Source organism: Streptomyces sp. NPDC015171 (assembly GCF_043079545.1).
GTDB lineage: Bacteria > Actinomycetota > Actinomycetes > Streptomycetales > Streptomycetaceae > Streptomyces.
Window position 1 is genome coordinate 193,704 of the sequence record NZ_JBIBUO010000005.1, and the last position, 13,088, is coordinate 206,791.

A 13,088-nucleotide genomic window follows, 5' to 3' on the forward strand; every position below is an offset into this window, starting at 1 on the left:
ACCGGGGATCGGGCGGTTGGAGGCCGGGCGGTCGGGGGCCGGGTGGCCGGGGATCGGGCGGTCGGGGACCCGGCGGTCGGGGACCCGGCGGCCGGGGACCGGGCTGCCGGGGAGGAGTACACCCGCCTGGCCGTCCTCTCCGACATCCACGGTGTGCTGCCCGCCCTGGAGGCGGTGCTGGCGGAGCCCGAAGTGGCCGCCGCCGACCGGATCGTCCTCACCGGGGACATCACGGCGGGCCCGCAGCCGGCCGAGGTGCTGGACCTGCTGCGGGAGCAGGGCGAGCGGGTGCTGTGGATCGGGGGGAACGCGGACCGCGAACTGGTGGAGTACCGCAGGGGCGAGCGGACCGGGATCCCCGATCCCATCGGGCCGTTCGCCGCGCGGGCGCTCCGCGCCGAGCAGGTCGACTTCCTCGCCGCCCTCCCCAGGACCCGCACCCTGCGCGTGCGCGGCCTCGGCACGGTGCTGTTCTGCCACGCCACCCCGCGCGACGACGAGGAACTGGTCCTGGTCGACTCCCGCCCGGCCCGCTGGGCGGAGGTCTTCACCGGCCTGCCGCCCGGCATCGGCACGGTCGTCTGCGGCCACACCCACATGCCCTACGTCCGCCTGGCCCACGGCCGCCTGGTGGTCAACCCCGGCAGCGTCGGCATGCCCTACGGCCGCCCCGGCGCCCACTGGTGCCTGCTCGGCCCGGGCACCGACCTGCGGGTGACGCCGTACGACATCCCGGCGGCCGTCGCCCGCCTGACCCGCGAGTGCGCCTACCCGGACATCGCCGAGTGGGCCGACTACTTCCTCCACGCCCGGGCGACGGACACGGAGGTGCTGGGGGTTTGGGGACCGAAGGACGGGCGGGACACTTCGTAAGGCGAACCGACTCGCGCTCTTCACCGGCAGACCGGCCGGGCCGCCGAACAGGGGGAGCATGCCTCGTCCCCGAAGGAGCCCCGCCCATGTCGCTCACCCTCCGCCCCGTCCCCCGCGCCGAGCACCTCGCCTTCGTGGCCTGGGTGTCCTCGTCGTCCTCGGCGTACTCGGTCAGTCATATGCAGGTGCCGTCGTGGGGGGACGTGAAACCCGACTGGCGGGCGGAGAGCCTCGGGTGGTTCGACGAGGGCGGGCGGCTCGTGGGGGCGGGGCTGGTGCTGCTGCGACCGCTGCCCAAGGTGAAGCGGTACCTGGCCTATCTCCCCGAGGGGCCCGTCATCGACTGGCACGCGCCCGACCTGGAGCGCTGGCTGGAGCCGATGCTGGCCCACCTCAGGGCCCGGGGCGCCTTCTCGGTGAAGATGGGCCCACCCGTGGTGACCCGGCGCTGGAGCCCCGAGGCGGTCAAGGCCGCGATCGCCGATCCCGGCGCGCACCGGCTGCGGGACGTCCCGGCGACGTCGTACGAGCCGGGCCTCGACCTCGCCGACCGGCTGCGCCGCATGGGCTGGCGGCAGTCCGGGCCCGGCGGTGCGGACGGCTTCGCCGCCGGGCAGCCGCGGTACGTGTGCCAGGTCCCCTGTGCGGGACGGACGCCGGAGGACCTCCACGGCGGGCTCAACCAGCAGTGGCGGCGCAACATCAAGAAGGCCGAGAAGGCGGGCGTGAAGGTCGTCCGCGGGGGATACGACGACCTGCCCGTCTTCTACGACCTCTACACCGAGACCGCCGAACGCGACCGGTTCCTCCCGCGCCCGCTGCCGTACTTCCAGCGCATGTGGACCGCGCTCACCGCCGAACACCCCGACCGGATGCGGCTCTACCTCGCCCACCACGACGGGGACGTCCTCGCCGCGGCCACCATGCTGGTCGTCGGCGGGCACGTCTGGTACTCCTACGGCGCCTCCACCAGCCGTAAGCGCGAAGTGCAGCCCAACAACGCCATGCAGTGGCGGATGATGTGCGACGCCCACGCACTCGGCGCCCGCGTCTACGACTTCCGGGGCATCACCGACACCCTGGAGGAGTCCGACCATCTGCTCGGCCTGCTCCGCTTCAAGGTCGGCGCGGGCGGCGAGGCGGTGGAGTACACGGGGGAGTGGGACTTCCCGCTGAACCGGCTGCTGCACAGGGCATTCGACGCCTACATGTCCAGGCGCTGAGCGTGGCCTGCCGTGGCGAGGAGGTCTGGCCTGGCGTCCGGTCCCAGCATGCGGGACAGTTGCTTGAAGGGTTCACGCACCTGACGAAGTCCATTACCCTGGACTTGCCAGTACATCCCGATGAACCCACCCCGTCAAGCATCAGGACCGCCCGTGACCACCACGCCCAGCACCACCACGCCGCCCCAGGTCACGCCGCCCGGCGGGCACCGCCGCTTCGGCGCGCTGCGTTCGCCCGGCTCGCTCGGCCCGGTCGGGCTGGTGCTGGCCGGCGGTATCTCGGTGCAGTTCGGCGGCGCCCTCGCCGTCACCCTGATGCCCAGGGCGGGCGCGCTGGGCGTGGTGACGCTGCGGCTGCTCGCGGCGGCCGTGGTGCTCCTGGTCGTGTGCCGCCCCAGGCTGCGCGGTCACTCACGCGCCGACTGGGGCACGGTGATCGTCTTCGGCATCACCATGGGCGCGATGAACGGCCTGTTCTACTCGGCGGTCGCCCGCATCCCGCTCGGCCCTGCGGTCACCCTCGAAGTCCTCGGCCCGCTGGCCCTTTCCGTCCTCGCCTCCCGCCGAGCGGTCAACGCGGTCTGGGCGTGCCTCGCCCTCGCGGGCGTCTTCCTGCTCGGCGGCGGAGGCTTCAGCGACATGGACCCCGTGGGTGTCGCCCTCGCCCTGGCGGCCGGCGCCATGTGGGCGGCCTACATAGTCTTCAGCGCCCGTACCGGCCGCCGGTTCCCGCAGGCGGACGGCCTGGCCCTGGCCATGGCTGTCGCGGCCCTGCTCTTCCTGCCCCTCGGCATCGTCGAGGCCGGCAGCCGGCTGCTGGACCCCGTCACCATCGCCCTCGGCTCGGCGGTGGCCCTGCTCTCCTCGGTCCTGCCGTACACCCTCGAACTGCTGGCCCTGCGCCGGCTGCCCGCCTCCACCTTCGCCATCCTCATGAGCCTGGAACCGGCGATCGCGGCCACGGCCGGCTTCCTCATCCTCGACCAGGCCCTGTCCGCCACCGAGGCCGCCGCGATCGCCCTGGTCATCGCGGCGAGCATCGGCGCGGTACGCACCCAGGTGGGCCGGGCGAAGACACCCCCGCTTCCGGTCGAGGGCCAGTGAGCCCCACCCCCTGACCGCCCCGGTCACCTGCGGCCCGGTTACCTGCGCCCCGCTCACCTGCGGCCCGGTCGCCGGCGGCCCGGTCGCCGGCGGCCTGCGGCGGGCGCCCGCGTCCAGCCACCGCCGCCCCGCGTTCGGGCGCCCCCCTTCGGCCACCGCCCCGCGTCCGTCGCGCACCGCCCGGGCAGGGCGCCCGCCCCGGCAGAGCGGCCCGCCCTGGCGGTTGATCCGGGCGGCCCGTTGGGAGCCCGTGTACCCGCCGGTCGAAGCGGTGTGACGCCGGTCCGGCGCGGGGGCGTCGGCCGAAGCGAACCCGGCCGAATTAATGCAAGCACGCTTGATTGTTTCTGACCCCGCTGCCATGCTCCCCCCATGGCCGACCCGACGCCCGTCATCGACGACCTGTGTGCCGAGAGCGGTGAACTCGACCTGCTCGTGGCCGAGTTGAGCCCCGAGCAGTGGGACCTGTCCACTCCCGCGCCCGGCTGGACCGTCGCTCACCAGATCGCGCACCTCGCCTGGACCGACCGCTCGGCGCTGGTCGCCGTCACCGACGCCGGGGCCTTCCAGGCGCTGATCGAGACGGCGCTCGCCGCCCCCGACTCGTTCGTGGACGAGGGTGCGGAGGAGGGTGCCGCGCTCCCGCCCGAGAAGCTGCTGGCCACCTGGCGCACCGGGCGTACCGCGCTCGCCGAGGCCCTGCGCGCGGCGCCGCCCGGCGCTCGCTTCCCCTGGTACGGCCCGCCCATGTCGGCCGCCTCCATGGCCACGGCCCGGCTCATGGAGACCTGGGCCCACGCGATGGATGTCGCCGACGCCCTGGGTGTGGTGCGGCCCCCCACGGACCGGCTCCGGCATGTGGCCCGGATCGGGGTGCGGACCCGCGACTTCTCCTACGGGGTGCACGGACTCACCCCGCCGGCCGCCGAGTTCCGCGTGGAACTGACCGCACCCTCGGGCGAGCTGTGGACGTACGGCGCGCAGGACGCGGCCCAGCGGGTCACCGGGCCGGCCCTCGACTTCTGCCTCCTGGTCACCCAGCGCGCCCACCGGGACGACCTCGCCCTGACGGCCGTGGGCCCGGACGCCGACCACTGGCTCGACATCGCCCAGGCCTTCGCCGGCCCGCCCGGCACCGGCCGCCCGCCGAAGGAGGCCACCCGGTGAACGCGGTGAACCCGGAGCACCCGAGCCCGCCGGGCCCGCTGCGCATCGGCAACTTCTCCGGCTTCTACGGCGACCGCTCCGACGCCCTGCGCGAGATGCTCACCGGCGGGGAGATCGACGTCCTCACCGGTGACTACCTCGCCGAACTCACCATGCTCATCCTCGGCCGCGACCGGCTGAAGGACCCGGCCGCCGGGTACGCCCGCACGTTCCTGCGCCAGCTGGAGGACTGCCTCGGCCTCGCCCGGGAGCGGGGGGTGCGGATCGTCACCAACGCGGGCGGCCTCAACCCGGCCGGACTCGCCGCCGCCGTACGGGCGTCGGCGGAGCGGCTGGGGATCCCGGTGAAGGTCGCGCACGTCGAGGGCGACGACCTGGGCGCCGCCCTGCCGGGCGGTGTCCCCGCCGGCACCCTGGCCGCCCACGCCTACCTCGGCGGCTTCGGCATCGCCGCCTGCCTGCGGGCCGGCGCCGATGTGGTGATCACCGGCCGGGTGACCGACGCGGCCCTGGTCACCGGGCCCGCCGCAGCCCACTTCGGCTGGCGGCCCGAGGACCACGACCGGCTCGCGGGCGCGGTCGTCGCCGGGCATGTGCTGGAGTGCGGGACCCAGGCCACCGGCGGGAACTACGCGTTCTTCGGGGAGGGCGACGTACGCCGTCCCGGCTTCCCGCTCGCCGAGATCCACGCCGACGGCAGCAGCGTCATCACCAAGCACCCCGGCACCGGCGGCTTCGTGGACGTCGGCACGGTCACCGCGCAGCTGCTGTACGAGACCGGCGGCGCCCGGTACGCCGGCCCCGACGTCACCGCCCGGCTCGACACCGTACGGCTGAGCCAGGACGGGCCGGACCGGGTGCGGATCGAGGGGGTGCGCGGGGAGGCGCCGCCGCCGGACCTCAAAGCCGGGCTCAACCGGCTCGGCGGCTTCCGCAACGAGGTCGTCTTCGTCCTCACCGGACTCGACATCGAGGCCAAGGCCGCCCTGGTGCGCGAGCAGCTCGCCGGCGCGCTCGCCAAGTCACCGCCGCAGGAGGTCCGGTGGGACCTGGTGCGCACCGACCGGGCCGACGCCGACACCGAGGAGACGGCCAGCGCGCTGCTGCGGCTCGTCGTACGGGACCCGGACCAGCAGGTGGCCGGACGGGCGCTGAGCGGGGCCGCCGTGGAGCTGGCCCTGGGCAGCTACCCCGGCTTCCATGTGCTGGCCCCACCGGGAAAGGGCGCCCCCTACGGGGTGTTCGAGGAGGTGTACGTGCCCCAGGGGGACGTCGGCCACCGGGCCGTCCTCGACGACGGGCGCCGCATCCCGGTGCCGGCGCCCCGGGAGACCCGGCCCCTGGACGCCGTACCCGCCCCGCCGCTCCCCGAGCCCCTGCCGGACGGGCCGGTCCGCCGGGCGCCGCTGGGCCTGGTCGCCGGGGCGCGCAGCGGGGACAAGGGCGGGAACGCCAACGTGGGCGTGTGGGCGCGGACCGACGAGGCCTGGCGGTGGCTCGCGCACACGCTGACCACCGACCGGTTCCGGCAGCTGCTCCCGGAGACCCGGGACCTGCCCGTCACCCGGCACCCGCTCCCGGGCCTGCGCGCCCTCAACTTCGTCGTCGAGGGCATCCTCGGCGCCGGCGTCGCCGCCCAGCACCGTTTCGACCCGCAGGCCAAGGCCCTCGGCGAATGGCTGCGCTCCCGCCACCTGGACATACCGGAGACCCTGCTGTGACGGTTCTGCAGACCGCTCTCGACCCCACGGGGCCCGACTACCGGGCCCACCGCGACACCATGCTCGCCAAACTCGCCGAGCTGGAGGCCGAGCACGCCAAGGCCCTGGCGGGCGGCGGCGAGAAGTACGTCCAGCGGCACCGCGAGCGCGGCAAGCTGCTCGCCCGCGAGCGCATCGAACTGCTGCTGGACCCCGACACCCCGTTCCTGGAGCTGTCCCCGCTGGCGGCGTGGGGCAGCGAGTACCCGGTCGGAGCCTCGCTCGTCACCGGTATCGGCGTGGTCGCGGGCGTGGAGTGCCTGATCACCGCCAACGACCCGACCGTGCGCGGCGGCGCGAGCAACCCGTGGAGCCTGAAGAAGGCGCTGCGCGCGAACGACATCGCCCTCGCCAACCGGCTGCCCTGCATCAGCCTGGTCGAGTCCGGCGGCGCCGATCTGCCCTCCCAGAAGGAGATCTTCATCCCGGGCGGCGCCGTCTTCCGGGATCTGACCCGGCTTTCGGCGGCCGGCATCCCGACCGTCGCCGTCGTCTTCGGCAACTCCACCGCCGGCGGCGCCTACGTCCCCGGCATGTCCGACCACGTGATCATGGTCAAGGAGCGGGCGAAGGTGTTCCTCGGCGGGCCGCCGCTGGTGAAGATGGCCACCGGCGAGGAGAGCGACGACGAGTCGCTGGGCGGCGCCGAGATGCACGCGCGCGTGTCCGGTCTCGCCGACTACTTCGCCGTGGACGAGCGGGACGCCCTGCGGCAGGCCCGGCGGGTGGTGGCCCGCCTCAACCACCGCAAGGCGTACGAGGATCCGGGCCCGGCCGAGCCGCCGAAGCACGACCCCGAGGAGCTGCTCGGGGTCGTCCCGGGCGACCTGAAGACCCCCTTCGACCCGCGCGAGGTCATCGCCCGGATCGTCGACGCCTCCGACTTCGACGAGTTCAAGCCGCTGTACGGCACCAGCCTGGTGACCGGCTGGGCGGCCCTGCACGGCTATCCGGTGGGCATCCTCGCGAACGCCCAGGGGGTCCTCTTCAGCGCCGAGTCGCAGAAGGCCGCCCAGTTCATCCAGCTCGCCAACCAGCGCGACATCCCGCTGCTCTTCCTGCACAACACCACCGGCTACATGGTCGGCAAGGAGTACGAGCAGGGCGGGATCATCAAGCACGGCGCGATGATGATCAACGCGGTCAGCAACAGCCGGGTCCCGCACCTGTCGGTCCTCATGGGTGCCTCGTACGGCGCCGGGCACTACGGCATGTGCGGCCGGGCCTACGACCCGCGCTTCCTGTTCGCCTGGCCCAGCGCCAAGTCCGCCGTCATGGGCCCGCAGCAGCTGGCCGGCGTGCTGTCGATCGTCGCCCGCCAGTCGGCTGCGGCGAAGGGCCGGCCGTACGACGAGGACGCGGACGCGGCCCTGCGCGCCATGGTGGAGCAGCAGATCGAGTCCGAGTCGCTGCCCATGTTCCTGTCCGGGCGGCTGTACGACGACGGCGTCATCGACCCCCGCGACACCCGCACCGTCCTCGGCCTGTGCCTCTCCGCCCTGCACACCGCGCCCTACGAGGGCGCGCGCGGCGGCTTCGGCGTCTTCCGGATGTGAGGAATCACGTGATCTCCAGTGTGCTCGTCGCCAACCGCGGCGAGATCGCCTGCCGCATCTTCCGCACCTGCGCCGACCTCGGCATCCGCACGGTCGCCGTGCACTCGGACGCCGACGCGGGCGCGCTGCACGCGCGCGTGGCCGGCACGGCCGTACGGCTGCCGGGCGCGGCGCCCGCCGAGACCTATCTGCGCGGCGACCTGATCGTGAAGGCGGCCCTCGCGGCCGGCGCCGACGCCGTGCACCCGGGCTACGGCTTCCTCTCCGAGAACGCCGGCTTCGCCCGCGCGGTCGCGGACGCCGGACTGATCTGGATCGGGCCGCCCCCCGAGGCCATCGAGGCCATGGCGTCCAAGACCCGCGCCAAGCGGCTGATGGGCCTCGCACCCCTCGAAGCGGCCGAGGTCACCGAGGCCGACCTGCCGGTCCTGGTGAAGGCGGCGGCCGGCGGCGGAGGGCGCGGCATGCGGATCGTGCGCCGCCTCGCGGAGCTGCGGGACGCGCTGGAGGGCGCGCGCGCCGAGGCCGCGAGCGCCTTCGGCGACGGCGAGGTCTTCGTGGAGCCGTACCTCGAACACGGCCGCCATGTGGAGGTGCAGATCCTCGCCGACACCCACGGCACGGTCTGGCCGCTCGGCACCCGCGACTGCTCCCTCCAGCGCCGCCACCAGAAGGTCATCGAGGAGGCCCCGGCCCCCGGCCTCACCGAGGGACTCGCCAAGGAGCTGCGCGCGCTGTCCGTGCGCGCCGCGCGTGCCGTCTCGTACGTCGGCGCCGGCACGGTCGAGTTCCTGGTCGCCGACGGCCGCGCCCACTTCCTGGAGATGAACACCCGGCTCCAGGTCGAACACCCCGTCACGGAGGCCGTGTTCGGGCTCGACCTGGTCGCGGAGCAGATCCGGATCGCCGAGGGCCGCGCCCTGGAGACCGCGCCCCCGCCCGCGCGGGGCCACGCGGTCGAGGCCCGCCTGTACGCCGAGGACCCCGCCCGGGGCTGGGCCCCGCAGACCGGCACCCTGCACCGCATCGCCGTGGCCCCCGGCGTGCGCCTGGACACCGGCTACGCCGACGGCGACACCATCGGCGTCCACTACGACCCGATGCTCGCCAAGGTCGTCGCGCACGCCCCCACCCGCGCGGAGGCGCTGCGCAGACTCGCCGGCGCGCTGGAGTCCGCCGCGCTCCACGGCCCGGCCACCAACCGCGACCTGCTCGTCCGCTCCCTGCGCCACGAGGAGTTCACGAGCGGCCGGATGGACACCGGCTTCTACGACCGCCACCTCGACGCACTCACCGAACCCGCCCCCGACCCCCTCGCCCCGCTGGCCGCCGCCCTCGCCGACGCGCACGGCCGCTCCCGGTTCGGCGGCTGGCGCAACGTCCCCTCGCGGCCCCAGGCCAAGCGGTACGCGATGGGCGGCGAGGAGTACGAGGTCACGTACCGGCACACCCGGGAGGGCCTCACGGCCGACGGGGTCCGGGTCGTGCACGCCGACGCGCGCCGGGTCGTCCTCGAGGCGGACGGCGTGCGGCGCGGCTTCGACGTCGCCCGCTACGGCGACCAGGTCCACGTGGGCGCCACCCGTCTCACCGCCCTGCCCCGCTTCCCCGACCCGACGGCCCAGATCGCGCCCGGCTCCCTGCTGGCCCCGATGCCCGGCACGGTCGTACGCGTCGCCGAGGGCCTCGCGGAGGGGGCCGCCGTGGCGGCCGGCCAGCCGCTGATCTGGCTGGAGGCGATGAAGATGCAGCACCGGATCACGGCACCGGCGGCGGGAACGCTGACGGCGCTCCCGGTGACCCCTGGACAGCAAGTGGAGATGGGCACGCTCTTGGCGATGGTCGAGAGCAGCCGACCCTAGGGGCGCGGGAACCGCGCGCCCAGCCCCAGACGACCCGCACCCGGAGGAATCGCATGACCACCCTCATCGAATCCGAAGAGCACAAGGCCCTGCGGTCCGCTGTGGCGGCCCTCGGCAAACGCTACGGCCGCGACTATCTCGTCCAGACCGTCGCCGCGGGCGAACCCCCCGCCGAACTCTGGTCCGAGGCGGGCAAGCTCGGCTACCTCGGCGTCAACCTGCCCGAGGCGTACGGCGGCGGAGGCGGCGGCATCAGCGAACTCTCCATCGTCCTCGAAGAGCTGGGCGCCGCGGGCTCCCCGCTCCTCATGCTCGTGGTGTCCCCGGCCATCTGCGGCACGGTGATCGCCCGCTTCGGCACCGAGGAGCAGAAGCGGACCTGGCTGCCGGGCATCGCCGACGGCACCCGCCTCATGGCCTTCGGCATCACCGAACCCGACGCCGGCTCCAACAGCCACCGCATCACCACCACCGCCCGCCGGGACGGCACCGACTGGCTCCTCACCGGCCGCAAGGTGTTCATCTCCGGTGTCGACATCGCCGACGCCGTCCTGATCGTCGGCCGGACCGAGGACGCCCGCACCGGCTCCCTCAAGCCCTGCCTCTTCATCGTCCCCACGGACGCCGAGGGCTTCCACAAGCGCGCCATCGACATGGAACTCAACGCCGCCGAGAAGCAGTTCGAGCTGACCCTGGACGACGTTCGGCTGCCCGCCGGCGCGCTGGTCGGCGACGAGGACGCCGGGCTGCTCCAGCTGTTCGCCGGGCTGAACCCCGAGCGGATCATGACCGCCGCGTTCGCCATCGGCATGGGCCGCCACGCCCTCGCCAAGGCCGTCGGGTACGCCCGCGACCGCACGGTCTGGAAGGCCCCCATCGGCGCCCACCAGGCCATCGCCCACCCCCTGGCGCAGGCCCACATCGACCTGGAGCTGGCCCGGCTGATGATGCAGAAGGCGGGCCACCTCTACGACGCGGGCGACGATCTCGGCGCGGGCGAGGCCGCCAACATGGCCAAGTACGCGGCGGCCGAGGCCTGTGTGAAGGCCGTCGACCAGGCCGTGCACACCCTCGGCGGCAACGGGCTCACCCGGGAATTCGGGCTCGCCTCGCTGATAACGGCGTCCCGCGTGGCCCGTATCGCCCCGGTGAGCCGGGAGATGATTCTCAACTACGTCTCCCACCAGTCCCTCGGCCTGCCCAAGTCGTACTGACCGCATCCGTGCGAGGAGGAACCGTGTTCCGCAGCGCGTACGCAGACGTCCCGCCCGTAGAACTCCCCATCCACGAGGCCGTCCTGGGCCGGGCCGCCGCCTTCGGCGACCAGCCCGCTCTCATCGACGGCACGGACGGCACCACGCTCACGTACGACCAGGTGGACCGGTTCCACCGGCGGCTCGCCGCCGCCCTCGCCGCCGCCGGCCTGCGCAAGGGCGACGTCCTCGCCCTGCACAGCCCCAACACGATCGCCTTCCCGACCGCCTTCTACGCTGCCACGCGCGCGGGTGCCGCCGTCACCACCGTGCACCCGCTCGCCACCGCCGAGGAGTTCGCCAAGCAGCTCGGCGACAGCGCGGCCCGCTGGATCGTCACCGTCTCCCCGCTGCTCCAGACCGCCCGCCGGGCCGCCGAACTCGCGGGCGGCGTCGACGAGATCTTCGTCTGCGACAGCGCGACGGGCCACCGCTCGCTGGCCCAGCTGATCGCCGCCGGCGGACCCGAGCCGCGGCCCGGCCTCGACCCGGCCGAGGACATCGCCGTACTGCCGTACTCCTCCGGCACCACCGGCACCCCCAAGGGCGTCATGCTCACCCACCGGCAGATCGCCACCAACCTCGCCCAGCTGACACCGGCCGTCCCGACCGGCCCCGGCGACCGCATCCTCGCCGTCCTGCCGTTCTTCCACATCTACGGCCTCACCGCCCTGATGAACGCGCCCCTGCGCCAGGGCGCCACCGTCGTCGTGCTGCCCCGCTTCGACCTGGGGACCTTCCTCGCCGCCATCGAGAAGCACCGCATCACCGGCCTGTACGTCGCCCCGCCGATCGTCCTCGCCCTCGCCAAACACCCCGCGGTCAGCCGCTACGACCTCGCCTCGCTGCGGTACGTCATCAGCGCCGCCGCTCCGCTGGACGCCGCACTCGCCCTCGCCTGCGCCGAACGCCTCGGCCTGCCCCCGATCGGCCAGGCGTACGGCATGACGGAACTGTCCCCCGGCACCCATGTCGTCCCCGTCGACCAGCTGCACGAGGCCCCCGCCGGCACCGTCGGCAGGCTCATCGCCGGCACCGAGATGCGGATCGTCTCCCTGGACGACGCGGGCACGGACCTCGGCACCGGCGAGACCGGCGAGATCCTCATCCGCGGCCCCCAGGTGATGAAGGGCTACCTGGGCCGCCCCGAGGCCACCGCCGCCATGATCGACCCCGACGGCTGGCTGCACACCGGGGACGTCGGACACGTCGACGCCGGCGGCTGGCTGTTCGTGGTCGACCGGGTGAAGGAACTCATCAAGTACAAGGGCTTCCAGGTGGCCCCCGCCGAACTGGAGGCCCTCCTGCTCACCCACCCCGGCATCGCCGACGCCGCCGTCGTCGGCGCCCGCAACGAGGACGGCAACGAGATCCCGCACGCCTTCGTCGTCCGCCGCCCCGAAGCCGGCGACCTCACCGAGAACGACATCCTGCTGCACGTCGCCGAACGCGTCGCCCCCTACAAACGCGTCCGCCGGATCAGCTTCGTCGACACCGTCCCCCGCGCCGCCTCCGGCAAGATCCTGCGCCGCGAGCTCAGGGAGCAGACATGACACCCCTGGTCGGACGCGCGCACACGCGCGGCGTCACCACCCTCAGCCTGGACGCCGCCGGCACCCGCAACGCCCTGTCGGCCGCGCTCGTCGGCGAACTCGCCGCCGCCCTCGCCGACTGCGGCGAGGACCCGGGCGTACGGGCCGTCGTCCTCACCCACACCGGCACCACCTTCTGCGCCGGCGCCGACCTGCGCGACCCGCCCGACCCGGACGCCCTGGTGGCCCTGCTCCGGCAGATCGTGGAGCTGCCCAGGCCGGTCGTCGCCCGGGTCACCGGACATGTCCGCGCCGGCGGCCTCGGCCTGCTGGCCGCCTGCGACATCACCGCCGCCGCGACCGCGGCCACCTTCGCCTTCACCGAGGTGCGCATCGGCGTCGCCCCCGCCGTGATCTCCCTCCCGGTGATCCCGCGCGCCGACCCCCGCGCCCTGGCCCGCTACTACCTCACCGGCGAACGCTTCGACCCCGCCGAGGCCGTCCGCCTCGGCCTGCTGACGGCGACGGCGGACGACGTCGACGAGGCCCTCGCCCCCGTCCTCGACGGCCTGCGCCGCTCCGCCCCGGAAGCCCTGGCCGAGACGAAACGGCTGCTCACGGCTAGGGTGCTGGAGACATTCGACCGGGAAGCCGCGGAGCTGACCGCGCTCTCGGCCCGGCTGTTCTCCTCGGACCGGGCCCGGGAGGGGATGACGGCCTTCCTGGAGAAGCGGGACGCGGCATGGGTGGTGTGACCA

10 protein-coding genes are annotated in these 13,088 nt (G+C 74.1%); all 10 read left to right on the top strand.

The window, feature by feature from the left end; all coding sequences use genetic code 11:
• Positions 1-126 precede the first annotated feature (126 nt).
• Positions 127-873, top strand: coding sequence for a metallophosphoesterase family protein (locus tag ACF073_RS16120; RefSeq protein WP_392070964.1), 747 nt, complete (start codon positions 127-129; stop codon positions 871-873).
• An 86-nt stretch (positions 874-959) separates the two neighbouring features.
• Positions 960-2,096 (top strand): lipid II:glycine glycyltransferase FemX, encoded by a 1,137-nt coding sequence (locus ACF073_RS16125; RefSeq protein ID WP_392070344.1) that lies wholly within the window; start codon positions 960-962, stop codon positions 2,094-2,096.
• 120 nt (positions 2,097-2,216) lie between these two features.
• Positions 2,217-3,200: a DMT family transporter gene (locus ACF073_RS16130; protein WP_392070345.1), complete on the top strand. Its 984-nt coding sequence runs from the start codon at positions 2,217-2,219 to the stop codon at positions 3,198-3,200.
• Between the two features lie 372 nt (positions 3,201-3,572).
• Complete coding sequence (locus ACF073_RS16135) at positions 3,573-4,367, top strand: TIGR03084 family metal-binding protein (RefSeq protein ID WP_392070347.1); 795 nt, start codon at positions 3,573-3,575, stop codon at positions 4,365-4,367.
• Complete coding sequence (locus ACF073_RS16140) at positions 4,364-6,088, top strand: acyclic terpene utilization AtuA family protein (protein WP_392070349.1); 1,725 nt, start codon at positions 4,364-4,366, stop codon at positions 6,086-6,088. Before ACF073_RS16135 ends, ACF073_RS16140 begins: the two co-directional genes overlap by 4 nt.
• Positions 6,085-7,683: an acyl-CoA carboxylase subunit beta gene (locus tag ACF073_RS16145; RefSeq protein ID WP_392070351.1), complete on the top strand. Its 1,599-nt coding sequence runs from the start codon at positions 6,085-6,087 to the stop codon at positions 7,681-7,683. Before ACF073_RS16140 ends, ACF073_RS16145 begins: the two co-directional genes overlap by 4 nt.
• 8 nt (positions 7,684-7,691) lie before the next feature.
• Positions 7,692-9,545 carry a biotin carboxylase N-terminal domain-containing protein gene (locus tag ACF073_RS16150; protein WP_392070353.1) on the top strand — a complete coding sequence of 618 codons (1,854 nt, stop codon included), beginning with the start codon at positions 7,692-7,694 and terminating at the stop codon, positions 9,543-9,545.
• Positions 9,546-9,598: 53 nt separating this feature from the next.
• Positions 9,599-10,759, top strand: coding sequence for an acyl-CoA dehydrogenase family protein (locus tag ACF073_RS16155; protein WP_392070355.1), 1,161 nt, complete (start codon positions 9,599-9,601; stop codon positions 10,757-10,759).
• 23 nt (positions 10,760-10,782) lie between these two features.
• Complete coding sequence (locus ACF073_RS16160) at positions 10,783-12,351, top strand: 4-coumarate--CoA ligase family protein (RefSeq protein ID WP_392070358.1); 1,569 nt, start codon at positions 10,783-10,785, stop codon at positions 12,349-12,351.
• Complete coding sequence (locus tag ACF073_RS16165) at positions 12,348-13,085, top strand: enoyl-CoA hydratase family protein (RefSeq protein WP_392070360.1); 738 nt, start codon at positions 12,348-12,350, stop codon at positions 13,083-13,085. The genes ACF073_RS16160 and ACF073_RS16165 overlap by 4 nt, the downstream gene beginning before the upstream one ends.
• Positions 13,086-13,088 lie beyond the last annotated feature (3 nt).

Coding starts and splice junctions, on each gene's coding strand:
- ACF073_RS16130 (WP_392070345.1), top strand. CDS start 2,217: ATGAACCCACCCCGTCAAGCATCAGGACCGCCCGTGACCACCACGCCC.
- ACF073_RS16125 (WP_392070344.1), top strand. CDS start 960: ATGTCGCTCACCCTCCGCCCCGTCCCCCGCGCCGAGCACCTCGCCTTC.
- ACF073_RS16165 (WP_392070360.1), top strand. CDS start 12,348: ATGACACCCCTGGTCGGACGCGCGCACACGCGCGGCGTCACCACCCTC.
- ACF073_RS16135 (WP_392070347.1), top strand. CDS start 3,573: ATGGCCGACCCGACGCCCGTCATCGACGACCTGTGTGCCGAGAGCGGT.
- ACF073_RS16155 (WP_392070355.1), top strand. CDS start 9,599: ATGACCACCCTCATCGAATCCGAAGAGCACAAGGCCCTGCGGTCCGCT.